The following is a 19365-nucleotide window of genomic DNA, read 5'->3' as shown; positions in this document are numbered from 1 at the left end:
CGCGGGTCCCTTCCGCGCATCTGATTGTGGTCAGCGCGCGCCGCGCTCGTATGGAATGCCTAGTGCCGCCGGCAGGCTGGCACGCCGGCCAAACAGCACCAGCATGATCATCACCGCCAGGAACGGCAGCATCTGGATGACGTCGGTCGGTATGTTGATGCCCGCCACCTGCATAGCCGTTGTCAGCGACAGGCAGACGCCGAACAGCAGGGCGCCGAACAGCACCCAGACCGGACGGCCGCGCGCCAGCATGGCCAGCACGATGCCGAGAAAGCCGGCGCCATTGGTGATGAACGGAATGAACAGGCCCGCACCGACATTGGCGAGATAGGCGCCGCCGAGCCCGGCCAGCGCACCGGTCGTCAGCACCGCGATGGTCCGGGTCCTGATGACGTCGATGCCGGCGACGTCGAGTGCTGCCGGCTTGTCGCCCGCTGCCTGCAGATTGAGGCCGAGCTGCGTGCGCCGATAGAGGTAGCCCATGCCGAACACCAGCGCGACCGCCAGATAGACGATCAGATGATGTTTGAAGAAGGCGGGTCCGATGACAGGAATATCCGACAGCAGCGGAATGATGGTGGCGTCCGCCGCCGGCAGGCGGGGATAGCTGCGCGAGAACTGGAAATGATGAAGCAGCGCCGTCAGACCTTCGAGACCGAGCGTCAACGCGATGCCGATGACGATCTGGTTCAGCCCGATGCGCACGCACAGCAGCGCCATGATCATCGCCACGGCGACACCGCCGGCGGCACCGGTAAGGAACCCCAGCCACAGCGACCCGGAATAGAAGGCGCCGACAAAGCCGAGATAGGCGCCGGCCAGCATCATGCCTTCGATGCCGATGTTGAGCACGCCGGCTTTTTCCGACATCTGCTCGCCGAGGCCGGCCAGCAGCAGCGGGATGGCGGCGGTGACGGCGCCGAACAGCAGCGCGCTGAGAAAGACTTCGCTGAAGAGCCCGGTCATGCCCTAAGCCTTTCTCGACTGGTTGTAGCGATGGTCGACATATTCGGCGAGCGCGAGCACGATCAGCACGATGGAGACCAGCACCAGCGTGAAATGGTTGGGCACGCCAAGCCGCCGCGCCGCGCTTTCGCCGCCGATCGACAGCACCGAAAGCAGGAACACGAAACCGATAGCAGCAAAGCCGTTCATGCGGGCGAGGAACACGGCTGGAATGACGGCAAGCCCGTAAGCGGGATTCCAGTCGGCGCGGACATTGCCCTGGACGCCGATGATGTCGACAGCGCCGGCAAGGCCGGCCAGCCCGGCCGAAATGGCGAAGACGGTGACGGTCAGGCCAGACACGCCGAGCCCCGCGTGGACCGCGGCGCGCGGATTGGCGCCGACGATCCGCAATTTCAGCCCGAACGCCGTGCGCGTCATCACCAGATGCACGATGATGATTGCCGCCAGGCCGAGCAGCAGGCCGCTGGTGATGGTCGTTTCGAACAGGCGCGGCAGCCTGTCTTCCACCGGCAGCGTACGCGTCTGCGGCACGGTCGTGCTGGGGTCGCGAAACATGAGCTTGACCAGCACATTTGCGAGCGAGGTGCCCAGGAACGTCATCATCAGCGTGGTGATGATCTCGTTGACGCCCTGATAGGCACGCAGCAGAGCTGGGATCAGCGACCAGATCATCGCCACCGCCATGGCGATGAGGAACGAAAAGGTCAGCGCCAGCCAGGATGGCATGATCTGAACGAGTACGGGCGCGCTGGCCGCCGCCGTCACCGCGCCAAGCAGGAACTGGCCGTCGCCACCGAGATTCCACATGCCCGCGCGAAAGGCGACGATGAGGCCGGCGGCAAGAAACAGCAGCGGAGCCATCCGCGTCAGCGTCTGCTGGATACCGAGCGGGGAGAACAGTCCTTTCTCCAGCACGAAACCGTAATAGGCGAGCGGGTCGACGCCGACGGCAAGCAGGATGCAGCCGGCTATGATGAGGGCGATGAGGATCGGGCCGAGCGTCATCAGCAGCCGATGCAGGATGTCGCGGCGCGTCGCCGTCCCGCTCGTGGCATCGAGCGCGGTGGCACTGGCCGTGGGGGCGGTGTCGATGCTCATGCGGCAAGTCCGATCATCAGGCGGCCGATCCTGGTGCGGGCATCGTCGGTGTTCTCGACCGTGCCGACGAGCGCTCCGTTGGCGATGACGGCGACGCGGTCGCACATAGCAAGCAACTCCTCGAGGTCGGTGGAAATGAGCAGCACGGCAAGGCCGCGGGCCGCCGTATCGCGGATGCGCTGGCGCGATGCCAAAGTATTGGCGAGATCGAGTCCATAGGTCGGCTTGTTGAAGATCACCACCTTGGCGCCCTCTGCCAGTTCGCGTGCCAGAAGCACTTTCTGGATGTTGCCGCCCGACAGCCGGGCGACCGGCGTCTTCAGGCTTGGCGTGCGCACGTCGTATTCGCGCACGAGCTGGGCGGCGCGCTCGTCAATCTCGCCACGCTGCTCGACGCCGTGGCGCCAGAACGGGGCAGCGCCGACCTGCTTGAGGAAAAAGTTGATCGAGACCGGGAAGGTGCCGACAGTGCCTTCGCCGAGCCGGTCGTCGGTCAGGTAGCGCAGACCGCGCCGGCGGCGTTCGCCGACGCTCAGCGCCTCGATGGCGACGCCCTCCAGCCGCACCGAACCGCCTGTCGCGGCGCGCTGGCCGGCCAGCGCTTCGGCAAGCTGCTTCTGACCGTTGCCGTCGATGCCGGCGATGCCGAGGATCTCGCCCGGGCGGACGTCGAAGGAGATCGACGACAGGCCGGGCGCATTGTCCGTCGGCGCGACCGCCAGATCCGCGACCTGGAGCAGCGGCGCCGCTTCGGCCTGGACTGTACGGACCGGACGCTCGACGGCTTCCGGATCGTCCTTCTGCTTGCCGAACATCAATTCCACGATCTCCGAGATGATCGCCTGCTCGCCCAGCGCACGAAACCGCTCGGGTGGGATCTCGCCGACCTTGCGGCCGAGCTTCAGCACCGAGATGCGGTCGCCGAAGGCCGCCGCCTCCTTGAGCTTGTGGGTGATGAAGACGATGGCCAGACCCTGCTCGACAAGGCGGCGCATCAGTGCGCCCAGTTCTTCGATGCCTTTCGGCGTCAGCATGGAGGTGGACTCGTCCAGGATCAGCAGCCGGCTGTTGCGCACCATGGCGCGCAGGATTTCGACCTGCTGCTGCTCGCCGAGCGAAAGCTCCGACACCTTGGCATGCAGCTTCACCGTGATGCCGAGACGGCGGGTGATCTCGGCGACGCGCGCCTCAAGCTCCTCGGTCCTGGGGCGTTGCCACCAGGGTCCGCCAAGCAACAGGTTTTCCGCCACCGTCAGCGTCGGCACCAGCATCATGTGCTGGAAGACAGTGCCGATGCCCAGCGCCAGCGCATGGCGCGGCGAGGTGATCGGCGTTGGCTTGCCGTCGACCAATATGCGCCCTTCGTCCGGCTGCTGCAGGCCAGACAGCATGCCGATCAACGTCGATTTTCCCGCGCCGTTCTCGCCGAGCAGCACATGCACCTCGCCGGGACGGATCGACAGGTCGACGCTGTCATTGGCGACAATGCCGGGAAACCGCTTGGTCACGCCCTCAAGCGCGACGATGTCGCGGCCGGCAACGGACGATGAAAAAGAACCGCTCATGAAAGCCTGCACCAAGAAAATGGTAATCGGCCGGAGAGGCGAACGGATCACCCCTCCGGCAGCTAACCCGTGATCGCCTTACTGGGCGACGCTGGTCATCAGCGCCCTTACGGCGGCCGCGTCATAGACCGGATCGACCTTGATCTTGCCCGAAATGACGTCTTCGCGCAGCGTCTGGATTTCCGCCCAGACATTGTCCGGAATGGCGGCGGTTTTCAGCAGCTTCACCGAGTCGTCCTTGAGGCCGATCGTATAGTGCTTGGTGCCGAACGTGTCGGCCTTGATGTCGGCGATCATCGCCGCATAGACCGGCTCGATGTTCCACACCACCGACGACAGCAGGAAGCCCTTGTCGATCGGCGATTTGTCACCGATGACGTCGATGAAATAGACCTTGCCGCCATCTGCTGCCTTGGTCGTCTCGACCGCCTGCAGCATGCCGAAGCTCGAACCGTTGCCCTGGCCGAAGATGATGTCGGCGCCCGACGCGATCACGCTTTCGGTGACCCGCTTGCCGCCGGCCGCATCGCTGTAGGCGGCCGGTCCGATCACCGCATAGGTGATCTTGACGTCCGGGTTTTCCGCCTTCACGCCTTGCGCGAACGCCGCCGACTGCGAATTCCATGATGGCGGTTCGCCCGAGACGACGATGCCGACCGACTTGGAGCGCGACATCTTGGCGGCGAGACGGCCGGCGAGATAGGCGCCCTGGTGGCCACTCAGCGTGTAGTCGGCGACGAGGCCCTTCTCCAGGCCGTTCGGCGTGTCGACGATCGCCACCGGAACCTTCAACTCCTTGGCGATTTCAGGCGCCGAGGTGTTGTAGCCGCTGGCGTGGGCGATCAGCAGGCTGGCACCGTCTGACGCAAGTTCCCGCAGGGTCGGACGAACGTCGCCATAGCCGAGGCCCTGGGCCACGACCACTTCGACGCCGGCGGCCTTGCCAGCCGCCTTGGCGGCGTCGATGCCTTGCTGGTTCCAGCCGTAATCAGTGCCTTCTTCGGGTGTCAGGATGGCGATCGACTTGACTTCGCCAGCAAGCGCGCCACCTATCAAGATGCCGCTCAGTATAACTGCACTTACACTGCTCTTAAGAATCTTTAACATGTTACCCTCTCTGTTGATTTTGCCAACCAATATTCTTATTGTTATTGCGCAGAAGCGAGGTAGACTGCCTGATAAAGTTTACCATTGGAGTTCAGGCAAAGTGAAGATTCGTTATGTTCTCCCTGTCGCGCTGGCGTTCACATCCTTCGCCAACGCGGTCGAGTTGCACCATGTCATCGTCCGCAAGGGCACCGACGGGCTCGACATGGTGCCGTTGACGATTTCGAATGCGAGCAAGGAAGGGCTGTCCTGCAATGCCGACTTCGCCCACTGGTATTCGGCCGGGATCGCGACGGTCGAGCCGGGCAAGAGCGCCCGCGTCGAGCTCTGGTTCGACGCCAAGACCGGCACGTTCACGATCCTCAACGACAAGCGCGAGAACCTGCCGGTCGAGCGGCTGTGGTGCGGCCTGTCGGGCCGCGCATATGCCACACGGGTGCAGATCACGCTTGACCGCAACGACGCGGCCAAGGGAGCGCGCGCCGTGTCCTGCGGCGTGGAGCGGGACACGCTGGCGTGCCGGTAGGCGCTCATCGATCCGTTGGCCCGCGACATAGCGCGGCCTACTCCTTGGCCAGGAATTTGTCGGTGAAGACGTCGTCCGCCGACAGGGCCGCCTTGAGCACGCCCTGATCGGTGAGCGTCTTCAACGTTTCTTCCCACTGCGTCTTCGTCATCCAGCCGAGGCCGTGTTCCTTGGTGTCCGGGCTGGTGAAGGTCGACGCGATGTCGGCGTTGATCTGCGCCAGAAGCACGTCTTTCTTGTCGGCGTAGCCGGGTGCGGCCTTGGCGGTGATCTCAGCTGCCTCTTCGGGGTGTGCCACGACATAGTCGAAGGCCTCCCTGTACGCCTTGACGAAGCGGGCGACGATTTCGGGCTTGTCCTTGATCATCTTCTGCGAGGTGAACAGACCTGAGCCATAGGCCTTCCAGCCATGGTCAGAACCCATCATGATGCTGAGCGAGCCGGGACCGCCGGCCTTGGCCTCAAGCTCGGGAACCTCGGCGTCGACATAGCCGACCACCGTCTGGACCCGTCCCAGAAGCAGGTAGCTTTCATAGGGCGGCGAGACGCTGTTCAGCGTCATGTCCTTCTCGGTCAGGCCATTGGCCGCCAGGAAGCCCTTGAAGAAGATGTAGGTCGAACCGGCCGGATGAATGCCGATGGTGAGACCCTTCAGATCCGCCGGCTTGGTGAGCTTCATCGTCTTCGCCAGCGAGATGATCGCCAGGGGCGAGTGCTGGTTGACGGCCGCCAGCGCCACGACGGGAACATTCTGCGACCGCGCGACGGCGAGCGTGGGAAGATCGCCGAAACCGAAATCCGCGTTCTCATTGCCCACCAGCCGCATGGCGTCCGGCGAGCCCGACCCCTTGCGGATCTCGGCGACGTCGATGTCGTTCTTGGCGAAGAAGCCTTTCTCCTTGCCGACGAAGAACATGGCGTGGTTGCCGCGCACCACCCAGTCGAGCTGGACGTTGACCTTGTCGGCCGCCAGGGCCACGCTGGAGAAGCCGAGTGTCCCGACACACGCCGCAAGCGCGGCTGCCTTGATGAGTGAGCGTCTGAGCATTTTTGTTCCCTTTTTCGTTTGTTGAGAGCGGACCTAGGACTGGCTGAATTTCGGCGCCCATGGCACCACGATGCGTTCGAGAATTTCGGCCGCGTAGTAGAAGGCGATGCCCAGCACCGAAACGAGGAGCAGGGCAGCGAAGACCAGCGCGGTATCGAGCTGGGTCGAGGCGAACTGGATGACGTAGCCGAGCCCGTCCGAGGCGCCGGCGAATTCGCCGACGATGGCGCCGATGACGCTGAGCGTCGCGGCGATCTTGGTGCCGGCCATCAGGTTGGGCAGCGAATGCGGAACGCGGATCCTGAACAGGATCTGCGTGCGGCTGGCGCCGACCGAATTCATCAGCGACAGCAGCGAACGATCGACCGACTGCATTCCCGCCAGCATCGACAAGGTCACCGGGAAGAAGGCGATGACCAGGATCAGGCCGATCTTGGGCGCGAGCCCATAGCCGAACCAGAGGATGAAGATCGGTGCCAGCGCCACCTTGGGCACATTCTGGAACAGCACCACCAGCGGATAGAGCGCTCGCCCCAGCCAGTCGAAGCGTACGATGACCAAGGCGATGGCAATGCCGACCACGACAGAGACAAGGAATCCGAACAGGATCTCGCCCGCCGTCACCAGCGTCGCCTGCATCAGCGTTCCCCATTGCGCGACCAGCGATTGCGCGATCTCGGACGGAGCGGGAATGATGAAGGCGGATATCGCGAAAATCCGCACCACGGCTTCCCACACCACGATCGTCGCCAGTAGAAGGATGACCGCGGGAAGCCAGCTGCCGGTCGCTGCGCCCCAGCTTGAGGCAAACCGCGACTCGGGCCTCGACTCGGAGAAATTGGTGACGGGTTGATCGCTCATGATGCGTCTCCCGGTTGATGGCTGGCGCGCAGCATGGTGCGCAGTTGAACCACGAGCCTGACGAACTCCGGATCCTCGGTGACCGTCAGGTCGCGCGGATAGGGCAGACCAATGTCGAGGCTTTCGGTGATCCGCCCAGGCTTGATCCCCAGCACGTGGACATGGCGCGACAGGTGAATGGCCTCATCTATCGAATGGGTGACGAGCACGATGGTCTTGCCGGTGCGCTGCCAGATCTCCAGCAGCGACTGGCCCATCGCATCGCGGGTAATGGCGTCGAGCGCGCCGAACGGCTCGTCCATCAGCAGCACCGCCGGATCGAGCGCCAGGGCCCGCGCGATGGCGACGCGCTGGCGCATGCCGCCGGACAATTCATGGGGGCGCTTGTGGGCGCTGTCGCCCAACCCCACCAGTTCCAGCATCTCCTGGCCGCGCCCGCGCAACTCAGCGCGCGAGAGCGACTTGTCGGCGATACTGAGCAGCATCGATGCGTTGTCGACGGCGTTCTTCCAGGGAAGCAAATTGGCGTCCTGGAAGACGAGGCCGATCATGCGCTTGCGCGCCGCTTCGACCGGCGAAAGCCCAGCGATCGAAACGCTGCCGCTCGTCGGATTGACAAGCCCGGCCAGGACCTTGAGCAAGGTGCTCTTGCCGCAGCCGGACGGACCAATAAGGGACACAAACGACCCCTTCGGCACCGAAAGATCGATATTCTGCAGAACCAGCTGCTTGGCCATGACCACCGACACACCCTTGGCGGAGATCAGGTCGTCATGGCGGATATGGGCCGGCCGGCCGCCGGCCGCTCGAATGGTCTCAACGCGCATGGCTTGCCACCTCATGCACTGCCGTCAGCCTCGACCGCACCGTCCAGTCCCCGACGGCGTGCCTGTCTTTGTGAGCTCGATAAACCATTGGCTACTCCCGGCCTTCCAGGATGCGTCGCACCGCGACGAGTTTGCGCGCCCTTTCGCCTTGCAGCGCCTTGGTCTGCTCGGGCGTATAGGAGAACATGCCCTCGCCCGACTTGATGCCGAACTTCGACGCGTTGGTCTTTTCCAGCACCATGGGCGCGACATCGCCGCGATTGGAGAGATCGGCGTTGAGGAAGGACGAGACGGACTTGTAGATATCCAGCCCCGCCATATCGAGCAGAGCCATCGGCCCGATCACGGCGATCTTGTAGCCGATGCCCCAGGACACGCAGGTGTCGAGATCTTCCGGATCGATGACGCCTCGCTCGACGAGGTCGACCGCCTCGCGCAGCAGCGCATAGAGCACGCGGTTTTCGACGAAGCCTGGAACATCCTTCTTCACCACCACCGGCAGCAAACCTATCGAGCGGATGAGGTCGCGGATCGTCGCCACGGTTTGCGGCGCGGTCTTCTCGCCGGCGATCACCTCGATCATCGGGATGATGTGCGGCGGGTTCGACCAGTGCATGCCGACCATCCGCTCGGGATGCGAGATATGCGCCTGCAGCTTGGTGATCGGGATACCCGACGTGTCGGACGCGACGATCGTATCCGGGCCGATCAGGCCGTCGACGGTGCGATAGACATCGGCCTTGACCGAAATGTTTTCAGGAACGTTCTCGATGACGAGGTCGGCGCCGGATATCGCATCGCCGATATCGTCGGTGAAGCGAACCGTCCCGACGCCGGCCGACGGTGGCGCGATGCCCAAGGCGTCCAGAACGGTCTCGGCCACGCTCAGCATGGATCGCGCGCGCTCGATCGCTGCCGGGGCAACATCGTAGGCGACCACCTGCAGGCCGCCTCTGGCGAGCCGGGCGGCCATGCCCGGCCCCATCGTACCCAGGCCGATGATGGCGATATTTCGGATCATTGCACTGCCCTGCTTTCTTTTGAGCTCGCGATGAGGTCGGCGGCCTTTTCGGCAATCATGATCACTGCCGCGTTGATGTTTCCGCAGACCAGGTCGGGCATGACGGAAGCGTCCACCACTCTAAGCCGGTCGACGCCGCGAACCCGCAATTGCGGGTCGACGACCGAGGCCGCATCGGCCCCCATCCGGCAGGTCCCGGCCGGGTGATGCACGGTGATGGAGGTCTTGCGGATATGCTCGTCGATCTCGTCGTCGCTCTGGCACTTCGGACCGGGAAAGAACTCCGCCTCGATGAAGGGCTGCATGGAGGGCTGCGCGGCCAGATCCCTTGCCACCCGGAAACCGGCCCGCAGCGACTCCCAATCCTTCGGCGAGGCGAGGAAATTCTGGTGGATCAGGGGCGCCGCGGAAGGATCGGCCGAGGCCAGTTTCACGGCTCCGCGGCTTTCGGGCTGCGTCGCCACGATGCGCGTTGCGAAGCCGTCCGCAAACGGCGCCTTGAACGGCTTGAAGTATGGCCATGCCGCAAGCGGCGCCGCCGTGAAGAGCAATTGCACATCCGGCAATGGTCGCGCCGGGCCGCTCTTGAGGAAGGCGACGACACCGCCGGGCACGTCGCCCGAAAAACCGCGTCCCGTGAGGTAGGTCTTGACGAAATCGAAGCCGATGCGATCGGCACGCATGTTGCGCAGGAAAGGGCCGCCCGGAGCCCGGCGCCGGTACATGAGGATGACCGAGACGTGATCCTGCAGGTTCTTGCCGACCGCCGGCAGATTGACCCGCGTCTGGATACCGTGCGCGGCAAGCTCATCCTGCGCCCCGATACCCGACAGCATCATCAGTTGCGGCGTGTTGATCACGCCGCCGGCAAGCAGCACTTCCTTGCGGGCGAGAACCGTACGTTCGCCACCGCGATGGTTGATGATGACGCCGGTTGCGCGCGCACCCTCCAGTACGATCCTGGTTGCGTTCGCTTCCGTCAGAACGGTCAGATTGGGCCGCTTCAGCACCGGCCGCAGATAGGCTGACGCGGTCGAGGCGCGCCGACCTTTCGAAATCGTCATCTGGAGGCGGCCGAACCCTTCCTGCCGCTCGCCATTGTAGTCCTTCGTCTGCGCATAGCCTGCCTGCACGCTGGCTTGCGCGAAGGCGTCGATCAGCGTGTCCTTGTAGCGGCAGAACTGGGTGCTGACCGGGCCGGCGCCGCCGCGATACTGGTCCTCGCCCCCTTCCCAGCTTTCCTGCTTGCGGAAATACGGCAGCACCTTGTCGTACGACCAGTCGCTGAGACCTGTCGCCGCCCAACGATCGTAGTCCCCGCGATTGCCGCGCACATAGGCCATGGCGTTGGTCGACGATGATCCGCCAATGACCTTTCCGCGCGCACACTCGACCCTGCGCCCGCCTACATTGTCTTCCGGCTCGCAGAAATACATCCAGTCATGGCGGCGCTCGGTCAGGATCTTGCCCCATCCAAGCGGAATGTGGATCATCGGATCGCGGTCCCAGCCGCCGGCCTCCAGCAGCAGCACCGAACATCTCGGATCGGCGCTCAGCCGGTTGGCGAGCACGCAACCGGCCGATCCGGCTCCAACGATGATGTAATCGTAACTTTCCGCGTGCGGCATGGTTTCATTGCTTTCGTCCGACGCCCCGGCGCCAGAGAACTAGTGCGATTGAGGCTGGAAAGTCCTGGCCGACACCAGGCTTCCCAGCTGATGTTCAAAGCCTGATGGACATCAGGCGAGGCCTGCTTTCCTGAGGCGCTGCGACCAGTGGTTCCATCCTCGATCGATCTGGGCGCCGACGAGTTTTCCTGCCGTCTTGATCTCGCCCGGCGACAGGTATTTGACATTGCCGATCTTCAAGCCGGCGGTGAGCGCTGCTGCTTCCTGCTCGAGATAGAAGGCCCGGAAGACGACCTCCCGCACGGAGTTGCCTACATTGACGACGCCATGCCGCGCCATGAGAACCACGGTCTGGCTGCCGAGACTCTCGGCGATATCAGCGCAAACGTCTGGGCTGCCGCCGAAGAGATCCGTTTCGTCGCCGTGCTTGTCGCGAATCTCGTAGACCGGGACCGACTCGCCGATAAAAGCTCCCATGTGGGTGACCGGCCGAAGCGGCGTGTCGACGAAGCAGTACGGCAGGACAGCCGGAGAATGGGTGTGGAGTACACACTGAACGTCGGGCCGCGTTTTGTAGATCTCGCTGTGGATGTACCGCTCGAGATAGGACGGCCGGTTGTCCGAGGTCTCGCCATCCAGATTGAAGCGTTGGATGTCGTCGACGGTGATCAAGCTCGGGGCCAGTTTCTGCGCCAGGAAGAAACTAGCGGGATCCTCGGGGTCACGGGCACTGATATGCCCGAACGTATCCATGATGCCTTCGTTCAAAAGGATCTTGGTCGCTGTGACCAGCTCTTCGAAGACCTTCCGACGCACTGGGCTGTTGTCTGTCATTTCCAAATTCTCCCATTGCGGCGATGGCGACCATTCTTGTTGTTGTTATCGGTCGCCAGGGCCGCGGATTTCACTTGTTTTCGTAGATGCCGACGATCCGGTTCTGCTCGATGATGTTGCCGGCGTATTTCTGCAGGAACTCCTCCCTGGTGGGCGTCCCGTCGACCTTCGTGTCCAGGGCATAGACCCAGAAATAGTAGTGATGCTCTCCATGGCCAGCGGGCGGCTGGGGTCCGTAATATTGCTTGCCGCCGGCGCCGTTGGGTCCCACGCGGAACTTTTCCTGTGCTCCAGAAAGATCCGTCGTCGACGGATCGATGCCGTAGACTACCCAATGCGTGAAGCCATTGGGCAGGGGCGCGTCGGGATCGTGGCAGATGACCGCAAGCTCTTTCGTCCCTGCCGGGACGCCGCTGACCCTAAGCTTGGGCAATACGTTGCCCTTGTCGCCGGCATGCTCGTCGCGCATTTTCCCGAGCGGCTGGAAATCCGCTGACGTAATCTTGAGGTCCTTGATGTTCAGGGGCATGGAATTCGTCCTTCAGTAACTTCGATCGAGCTAGGCGCCGGCCTTGAGGTCGGCGACGGATTTGCCGCCGACGCGCTGGTGCACGCGCGGACCCGATGCGACGGCGACGCAGATCAGAAGTTCGTCCGGGCGCGGGGCATCCGGCACGCAAAAGGTGACGGCATCGTAGTGGGAACGGATGTAGAGCTCGTCCTTGTGGGCAAGCGGGATATCGATGGTCGTGCCGGCGACAGCGACCTTGCTGACCGAGGAGATCCAGGCCTTGCCGCCCCCCACCTGCTGGCGCAGCGGATCTCCGAACACCGTGGTGATGCAGGCGACGACATGTTCCTGTTCGCCTGATGTACCCGCGATACCGCCCTTGCCATAGCTTTCGACCGGCCTGTTGCCGAGCAGCGCCACCGCCCTCTCGCCGAGCGCATGACCGATCGCTGCACTCGGATTGGTCAGATCGGACAGTTCGGCGACGAACTTTCCGGCGAAGGGATTGCGTATGACAACGCCAGTCGCGACTTTGACGAGGGTTTCGCCAGGCGTGCCACCGTCATGCCGGCTTTCCTGGACCGAGGAATACCATCCCCTGACATCATAATCTCTTTCGACTTCACTGGAATAGTTCATCTTTATCTCCTGAAAGGCGCGCGCTGTTTCCGCACGCACCGATTAATTCTTTGACCTGCTCGCCCGACGCTACTGCGGCCACGAGTAGACACGGCGCAGCGGGTCGTAGCGGGCGGCTTCCAGCGCCGCCGGCGTGAACATGTTTCCCTTCGAGAGCGAGCGGTTCGCCGCATAGTCGCCAGACAGGGCCTGGCAGCGATCGGTGATCGGGCGAATGCGCGTCTCCCAAGCGACCAGCGCATCCTCGACCGAAGCGCCCTCCTCCAGGTCCTGCGACAGGCTGAAGGCGTTGACCATCGCGCAACCGGCGCCCTGGGCAAGAGCCGGGCACATGGCATGCGCGGCATCCCCGACAAGGGCGACCTTGCCTCTTGTCCAGCTATCCAGCTTGGTCGTTTCGTACTTGTCGTACCTGGCGGTTTTCAGCTTGGCCGCCTCGACCAGGCATGGCTCCAGGAAAGGAAACATCTCGACCCAGACTTCGAGATCGATCGGAACGCTCGATCCACGAGGATCGGCGGCCGGAGCCATCAAGCCGAGGTAGAGCTCATTCTCATTGCAGGGCGAATAGAGAATCCGCTGAACACGCGGCCAGAAGTTCCACATGTCGATGGTATTGTCCCACTCGCCATGACCGAGCTCTTTCTTCATGCGCGGGACAATCAGCCGGATGAGGCCATCTTTCGAAACCCAGCGATCCTGTTTGAAGCCGATGGAATCCCTGACCTTGGAACCAACGCCATCGGCGCCAACGATCAGGTCGGCTTCGAGAACCTCGCCGGTCTGGAGGGTCAGGCGCCCTTCCGGGTCGGCGGCGACCGCCTCGGAATTGACGCGGATGTCGACGCCCAAGGCGCGGGCCCGGTTGACCAGGGCATCGTGCAGGTGGCTGCGGGTCATGATGCGCCAGGGGAGACCGTTGAACGTCTCCTTGGAAACCGACTTGTTGTGCATCCAGGTCTCGTAGGTCGGAGGCGTGTGCGAGCCCTGGAGAACATCGTCCAAGGCGCCCAGCCCTTCGAGCACGCGAAGGCCATTGTGCCAGAGATAGATGCCCGCGCCGAATGCCCGCAGTTCCGAGCTCTTTTCGTGCAGCCTGACATCCCAACCCTTCTGCTTGAGAGCGATGGCGGCTGTCAGCCCGGCAAAGCCGCCGCCGGCTACCTCGGCACGACGCGTTTTACCCGGAGTTTTGTTTAGATTGGCCATTTTCTATCCTGATGCTGCGTGCAAGAAGACGGCGCTTGGCCGTCAGGCGTCTATGAAGTTGGTGATGGCTTTCAACGTGATCTCGGGAGATACCTCGTTGACGTAGTGGTCGGCGCCCGGAACGACGACGACAGGCAGATCGGGCCGCAGTCGGCTTGTCTTCGCCAGCGCCGCCGCCGAAACCAGCTTGCTCGCCTCACCCCGAACGATGAGGACGGGCTTCGTCACGTCTCGGTAGGCGGGCACCAGATCCGATCGCAGGCCCTTGGCGGTCTGCGCCATGGCCGCGGGCGATGCCAATGGACGCAATCCGCCGTCGACCGGCTGATAGCCGCTTTCAGCCCTGATCCTGATGGCGTCGGCGGGAATGTTCGGATAGCGGCCGGCTAGGTATGCTTCGACGGCCTTCACATCCTCGAAAAGCTGGCTCCCCGCGTTCACGCGCGCTTCCAAGGCGTCCAAGGCGTCGGTCTCGATGTAGGGCGTAAAGTCGATCGCAACGACCGACCGCACCAGATCCGGGTATTTCGTCGCGGCCGTGACGGAGTTTCGAGCACCAAGCGAATGTCCGACGAGGATGGCACGGCCGCGATCGAGCGTGCGTATCAGGCCGGCGATGTCGTCCGCGTAGTCATTCGCCTCGTAGCCGGTTTCCGGCTTGTCGCTGAGGCCATGCCCCCTCTGATCAACCGCAATCGTCGTAAACCGGTCCGAAAGCCGGATCATCAACGGTTCGAAGACGGCGGAGTTGGAGGTGATGCCGTGGAAGAACAGCATCAAGGGACCGCTGCCCTTCTCGCGCACGTTCAAGGTGACGCGGCCAATGTCGACGCGTCGCGAGATGAAGTGGTCGGAAGCTATGTCTGCCGCCATGTCCATGATCCCTGGATCCTCGCCTCGCTGCCCGTCTCCTGCAAAAGGATCATACAGACCGGGGTTACGTCAAGCCGATTGTCTGACAATCTTCATATTTGACAATCTGGCTATCCTGCTGTCAAATTTACGCGGCGTGGCGTATGCTGCTTCAGTTTTGCGACTCAAAGGCCATGAGACGTTACCGATGCCCCCAGATTTGAATTTGCGAATTTCGCCACGGACCGTGCAACGGGAAACCGTCGACAAGTTACGGCTGGCCATCTTCTCCGGTTTGTTCCAGCCGGGAAGCCGCCTCATCGAAAGTCAACTGTGCACACAACTCGGCATCAGCCGCCCCTCGCTGAGGGAGGCTTTGCGCAGTCTTGAGGCGGAACGCCTGATCGAGATCGTGCCCAACCGCGGGCCGTCGATACCGGCGCTTTCGTGGGAGGTGGCAACCGCCATCTACGAGGTTCGAGAGTTGCTGGAAGTCGAGGCAGCAGGACGATGCGCGTTAAGGATTTCCCCGGAACAGTTGCGTGAACTCGAGAAATCGCTTTCTGCATTCGAAGAGGCTGCATCCAGCAATGACAGCCTGGCGCAGGTCATGACCGCCGCGGATTTCTATTCGATCATACTGGCGAATTGCGGCAACCCTATCCTGGAGGAAGTCCATCGTGGTCTGGTGGCCAGGATCAGCTTCTTTCGAGGACGATCGATGTCCCTGGAGGGCAGAGCACAAAGCAGCCTGGCGGAGATGAGGGAGATATTCGAATCCATCGCCGCCGGCGACGAGAAGGCCGCCCGCAAAGCCTCCAAACAGCATGTCTTGAGGGCGAAAGCGGCAGCGAAGATATCCATGGACAACGGGATTTGAGGTCTTCGATGGACTGTCGTTCCGCCTGAAGACTCGAAGTCCTTCATGACGTTTCGGATCGGCCGAACGCGGATTCGTGTGCGGGCCTTCTCCGTGTCGGTGTCAGACATGACGGCTATCGCAACCGGCAAATGGCAGATGGAGTGAGGATGACCAGGGCCAATGTTGAGCACGCACCGAATTGCGATATCGTCATCGTCGGCGGCGGGTCGGCCGGGTCGTTGCTCGCCGCGCGGCTGAGCGAAGATCCGGGCAGCCGCGTTCTGCTGATCGAGGCAGGCGAGGAGGCGACAGATCCCGATATCTGGAACCCCGCCGCCTGGCCGGCACTTCAGGGCCGCAGCTACGATTGGGACTATCGCACGGAGCCGCAAGCCGGCACCGCGGGCCGGGTGCATCATTGGGCGCGCGGGCGGTTGATCGGCGGATCGAGCTGCCTGCACGCGATGGGCTACATGCGCGGTCATCCCTCAGACTTCCAGGCCTGGGTCGACGCAACCGGGGATCGCCGATGGAGTTGGGATGAACTTCTGCCCGTTTTCCAGGCTATCGAAGACCATCCGCTTGGTGGCGACGGCATTCACGGCAAGGGTGGGCCGTTGCCGATCCATTTGCCGGCGGACGAAGTCAGTCCACTTGCTCGCGCCTTCATCGAGGCAGGCGCATCGTTGGGTCTGCCTCGCCTTGAAGGCCACAACCGCGGAGAGATGATCGGCGTCACCCCGAACTCCATGAACATTCGCGACGGGCGCCGGGTTACGGCGGCGGACGCCTGGCTCACAAAGGCGGTTCGAGGCCGCGAGAACCTGACCATCCTCACGGGCTCCCGAGTGCAGCGGCTCAAGCTGGAGGGCAATCAGGTCCGCAGCCTCGAGGTCGTGGGGCGACAGGGTTCGGCCGAAGTGTTTGCGGACAAGATTGTGCTTTGTGCCGGAGCGTTGGAAAGCCCGGCCTTGCTGATGCGTTCGGGCATCGGTCCGCGCGATGTGCTCGATGCGGCGGGCGTCGGCTGCCTGATCGATATGCCTGACATCGGTCGAAACCTTCAGGATCACCTGCTTGGCGCCGGCAACCTTTACGCGACCCGCCAGCCGGTGCCGCCATCGCGCCTCCAACATTCGGAATCGATGGCCTATATGCGGGCTGACAGCTTCACCGCTGGCGGGCAGCCTGAAATTGTCGTTGGCTGCGGTGTCGCGCCGATCGTGTCGGAACGCTTTAAGGCACCCGCCGCCGGCACCGCCTACTCGCTGCTGTTCGGCATCACCCATCCGACGAGCCGCGGCAGCGTGCGCATCAGCGGGCCTGAGCTCGGTGACCGGTTGATCATCGACCCGGGATACCTGCAAACTGATCGGGACCGCGAACGGTTTCGCAGAGCACTTGAGGCAGCACGGACCATCGGGCACAGAGAGGAACTCGCCGGCTGGCGAGAGCGCGAACTCCTGCCAGGAACGCTGAACAGTGAGGCCGAGATGGACGACTTCATCGCGCGATCGGTCATCACGCACCACCATCCCTGCGGCACCTGCAGAATGGGCAGGGACCCGGACGCCGTCGTCGATGCAAATCTGCGGCTCAAGGCGCTCGACAATCTTTTTGTCGTGGACGCGTCGATCATGCCCAACCTCACCGCGGGACCGATTCATGCCGCGGTCCTCGCGATCGCCGAAACTTTCGCCCGACGGCGCTAAGCCACCGAGGCCGTCGGCTCGGCTGGCAGAACCGTCGGCCGGCGCGCCGCCTTGGCATATTTCTGGGCGATCATGGCGCAGACCATGAGCTGTATCTGGTGGAAGAGCATCAGCGGCAGAACGATCGCGCCGACACCCTGGCCGGCAAAGATCACATTGGCCATCGGCACGCCGCTCGCCAGGCTCTTCTTCGAACCGCAGAAGGTGATCGTGATCTGATCGGCCCTGTCGAAGCCGAGAAGCCGGCTGCCATAGGTCGTCAGCACAAGCACCAGGCCGAGCAGCACCATGTCGGCGACAACGACCACGGCAATGTCGCGCAGCGAGAACATGTGCCACAGCCCCTCGGCGACCGCCGTGCTGAAGGCCAGATAGACGACCATCAGGATCGAACCGCGATCGACAGGCATCAGCAGTGTCTTGCGGGAGCGTATCCAGTTGCCGGTCCGCGGTTCCAGCAGCTGTCCGAGCGCAAAAGGCAGGAGCAGCTGCACCAGGATCTGGCTCACCGCATCCCACGAAAATCCGCCATGGCCACCTATGGAGAAGAGCAGGCCGACGAGCAAGGGTGTCAGGAACATGCCGAAGATGTTGGAGGCGGAAGCCGAACAGATGGCCGCGGGGACGTTTCCGCCGGCGATCGAGGTGAAGGCGATCGATGACTGCACCGTCGACGGCAAGACACAGAGAAACAGAATGCCAAGGTAAAGCGGCTTGGGCAGGATCGAAGCCGGCAGGTAGCCAAGCGCCAGACCCAGCAGCGGGAACAGGCCAAAGGTCGTCAGAAGGATCACCAGGTGCAGGCGCCAATGCATCAGGCCGGCGACAACGACATCGCGCGAGAGCCTCGCACCATGCAGGAAAAACAGCAGCGCCACGGCAAGATTGGTCGCGATCGCGAACCATCCCGCGAACGTCCCGGTCGCCGGTGCGACCGACGCGAGCGCGACGGTGCACAACAGGAGGATCAGAAAGGTGTCGGGCAGAAAGCGGCGCATGACATGTTCGCTCCAGAGTGGCGACGCCGTCTTTTTACGCATTGCAAAACAAGATACAATGAATAACAGTTATCGTGATTTGGGATACAAATGCTCGATCTGGTCCAACTTCGCAGCTTCGTCGCCGTCCAGCAGATGGGAAGCTTTACCTTCGCGGCGGAGAGGCTGGGGCTCGGGCAATCCACCGTCAGCCAGCACATCGGCAAGCTCGAGGCCGCGCTTGGCAGGCAGTTGCTGGCCCGCGATACGCACAAGGTGGTGCTGACGCCAGACGGCGAAGCCCTGCTCGGCCATGCCCGGACCCTGTTGTCGATAGAGGGACAGGTGCAGGCGCTTTTCACCGCGCAGAGGCTGCGGGGCACTTTGAGGCTCGGCGTATCCGAGGACCTGGTGACGAGCCGGCTGCCGCTGGTGCTGGAGGATTTCGTCCGGTCCCACCCATCCGTTGATCTTGAACTGACCGTCGCGTTGAGCGGCGTGCTCTACCAGATGCAGGACAATGGCGAGCTCGATCTCGTTCTGGCAAAGCGCCGGCTGGGCGACAGCCGTGGCCGGCTCGTCTATCGCGAGCCGCTTGTCTGGCTCGCCCGCGATCCGGAACACGTCCTGTCGCTCGCGGCCTTGCCGTTGATTGCCTTCCCCGCGCCGAGCGTCACGCGCAGCATTGCGCTGGAAGTGCTCGAACGGCACCGCATGCCGTGGCGCATTGTCTGCACATGCGGGAGCCTGAGCGGGCTGACGGCCGCCGCCCGTGCCGGCATGGGGGTTCTGGTGCAACCGCAAAGCATGTCGCCCCCGGGTTTGAAGGAGATCCCATCCGGGCGCCTGCCGCCGTTGGAGGATGTGGAATTTGTCCTTATCCCCAGCAAGGGCGCCGACAGGGCGCTCGTCTCGGCGCTGTCGGAAGATATTCTGACCAAGGTGAGAGGTCTGCGCTGACCTATTGCGTTGGGGATGCCGGCGGCGAATTTGACGTTGGACAGAAGCCTTCACGCCCGGAAGCGTCTGGCTGATGCCTCTTAGCTGTTGGGGAGGCCCTGGGCCCCTTGTCCCTGGTGCGTTGTATTTGACATTCTAATATTGACCATCTCAGGCGAA

19 protein-coding genes are annotated in these 19365 nt (G+C 63.1%); 4 read left to right on the top strand and 15 right to left on the bottom strand.

Annotation, left to right across the window (positions count from 1 at the left end):
• Positions 1–30: 30 nt before the first annotated feature.
• The 4 genes from ACLGL5_RS14860 to ACLGL5_RS14845 form a co-directional block, all read right to left on the bottom strand.
• Entirely contained in the window at positions 31–966 is a 936-nt protein-coding gene (locus ACLGL5_RS14860; protein WP_019860085.1) for a putative B6 ABC transporter permease subunit 1, read from the bottom strand.
• Positions 967–969: 3 nt separating this feature from the next.
• Complete coding sequence (locus tag ACLGL5_RS14855) at positions 970–2067, bottom strand: putative B6 ABC transporter permease subunit 2 (protein ID WP_064986365.1); 1098 nt, start codon at positions 2065–2067, stop codon at positions 970–972.
• A complete protein-coding gene (locus ACLGL5_RS14850; protein ID WP_069093317.1) occupies positions 2064–3632 on the bottom strand; it encodes a putative B6 ABC transporter ATP-binding protein in 1569 nt (522 codons plus the stop codon). The genes ACLGL5_RS14855 and ACLGL5_RS14850 overlap by 4 nt, the downstream gene beginning before the upstream one ends.
• A 78-nt stretch (positions 3633–3710) precedes the next feature.
• Positions 3711–4739, bottom strand: coding sequence for a putative B6 ABC transporter substrate-binding protein (locus ACLGL5_RS14845; protein WP_069091394.1), 1029 nt, complete (start codon positions 4737–4739; stop codon positions 3711–3713).
• A 100-nt stretch (positions 4740–4839) separates the two neighbouring features.
• On the opposite strand from ACLGL5_RS14845, the gene ACLGL5_RS14840 reads away from it, so the two are divergent.
• The gene (locus ACLGL5_RS14840) at positions 4840–5265 is read left to right on the top strand and encodes a hypothetical protein (protein ID WP_027047190.1); all 426 of its coding nucleotides are present in this window, start codon (positions 4840–4842) and stop codon (positions 5263–5265) included.
• 37 nt (positions 5266–5302) lie between these two features.
• Here the strand turns inward: ACLGL5_RS14840 and ACLGL5_RS14835 are convergent, their stop codons facing one another.
• From ACLGL5_RS14835 to ACLGL5_RS14790, 10 genes are all read right to left on the bottom strand, one after another.
• Complete coding sequence (locus tag ACLGL5_RS14835; RefSeq protein WP_027047191.1) at positions 5303–6313, bottom strand: ABC transporter substrate-binding protein; 1011 nt, start codon at positions 6311–6313, stop codon at positions 5303–5305.
• A 33-nt stretch (positions 6314–6346) separates the two neighbouring features.
• On the bottom strand, positions 6347–7174 hold the full coding sequence (locus tag ACLGL5_RS14830; RefSeq protein ID WP_019860091.1) for an ABC transporter permease: 828 nt from the start codon (positions 7172–7174) through the stop codon (positions 6347–6349).
• Complete coding sequence (locus ACLGL5_RS14825) at positions 7171–8001, bottom strand: ABC transporter ATP-binding protein (RefSeq protein ID WP_019860092.1); 831 nt, start codon at positions 7999–8001, stop codon at positions 7171–7173. The genes ACLGL5_RS14830 and ACLGL5_RS14825 overlap by 4 nt, the downstream gene beginning before the upstream one ends.
• A 91-nt stretch (positions 8002–8092) precedes the next feature.
• Positions 8093–9022 carry a 5-formyl-3-hydroxy-2-methylpyridine 4-carboxylate 5-dehydrogenase gene (gene fhmpcd1 / locus ACLGL5_RS14820; protein WP_019860093.1) on the bottom strand — a complete coding sequence of 310 codons (930 nt, stop codon included), beginning with the start codon at positions 9020–9022 and terminating at the stop codon, positions 8093–8095.
• Positions 9019–10650 carry a GMC family oxidoreductase gene (locus ACLGL5_RS14815; protein WP_069091393.1) on the bottom strand — a complete coding sequence of 544 codons (1632 nt, stop codon included), beginning with the start codon at positions 10648–10650 and terminating at the stop codon, positions 9019–9021. The genes fhmpcd1 and ACLGL5_RS14815 overlap by 4 nt, the downstream gene beginning before the upstream one ends.
• A 111-nt stretch (positions 10651–10761) precedes the next feature.
• Complete coding sequence (locus ACLGL5_RS14810) at positions 10762–11418, bottom strand: class II aldolase/adducin family protein (RefSeq protein ID WP_245307089.1); 657 nt, start codon at positions 11416–11418, stop codon at positions 10762–10764.
• 136 nt (positions 11419–11554) lie between these two features.
• A complete protein-coding gene (locus ACLGL5_RS14805) occupies positions 11555–12013 on the bottom strand; it encodes a YbhB/YbcL family Raf kinase inhibitor-like protein (protein ID WP_019860098.1) in 459 nt (152 codons plus the stop codon).
• 30 nt (positions 12014–12043) lie between these two features.
• A complete protein-coding gene (locus ACLGL5_RS14800) occupies positions 12044–12634 on the bottom strand; it encodes an amino acid synthesis family protein (RefSeq protein ID WP_019860099.1) in 591 nt (196 codons plus the stop codon).
• A 69-nt stretch (positions 12635–12703) separates the two neighbouring features.
• Entirely contained in the window at positions 12704–13843 is a 1140-nt protein-coding gene (locus tag ACLGL5_RS14795) for an FAD-dependent oxidoreductase (RefSeq protein ID WP_019860100.1), read from the bottom strand.
• A 42-nt stretch (positions 13844–13885) separates the two neighbouring features.
• Positions 13886–14722 carry a 2-(acetamidomethylene)succinate hydrolase gene (locus ACLGL5_RS14790; protein WP_064986356.1) on the bottom strand — a complete coding sequence of 279 codons (837 nt, stop codon included), beginning with the start codon at positions 14720–14722 and terminating at the stop codon, positions 13886–13888.
• A 181-nt stretch (positions 14723–14903) separates the two neighbouring features.
• On the opposite strand from ACLGL5_RS14790, the gene ACLGL5_RS14785 reads away from it, so the two are divergent.
• Both ACLGL5_RS14785 and ACLGL5_RS14780 read left to right on the top strand, forming a co-directional pair.
• Complete coding sequence (locus ACLGL5_RS14785) at positions 14904–15575, top strand: GntR family transcriptional regulator (protein WP_010914325.1); 672 nt, start codon at positions 14904–14906, stop codon at positions 15573–15575.
• Between the two features lie 131 nt (positions 15576–15706).
• On the top strand, positions 15707–17269 hold the full coding sequence (locus ACLGL5_RS14780) for a GMC family oxidoreductase (RefSeq protein ID WP_069091391.1): 1563 nt from the start codon (positions 15707–15709) through the stop codon (positions 17267–17269).
• On the opposite strand, the gene ACLGL5_RS14775 is transcribed toward ACLGL5_RS14780, so the two are convergent.
• Positions 17266–18309 carry a bile acid:sodium symporter family protein gene (locus tag ACLGL5_RS14775; RefSeq protein ID WP_069091390.1) on the bottom strand — a complete coding sequence of 348 codons (1044 nt, stop codon included), beginning with the start codon at positions 18307–18309 and terminating at the stop codon, positions 17266–17268. The genes ACLGL5_RS14780 and ACLGL5_RS14775 overlap by 4 nt on opposite strands.
• Positions 18310–18357: 48 nt before the next feature.
• Here ACLGL5_RS14775 and ACLGL5_RS14770 point away from each other — a divergent pair, with 48 nt between their 5' ends.
• The gene (locus tag ACLGL5_RS14770) at positions 18358–19206 is read left to right on the top strand and encodes a LysR substrate-binding domain-containing protein (RefSeq protein WP_069091389.1); all 849 of its coding nucleotides are present in this window, start codon (positions 18358–18360) and stop codon (positions 19204–19206) included.
• Positions 19207–19365: the final 159 nt, after the last annotated feature.

Source organism: Mesorhizobium sp. U510 (assembly GCF_059180695.1).
The sequence above is the reverse complement of the archived record's forward strand: the minus strand, read 5'-3'. Positions and strand labels throughout refer to the sequence as shown.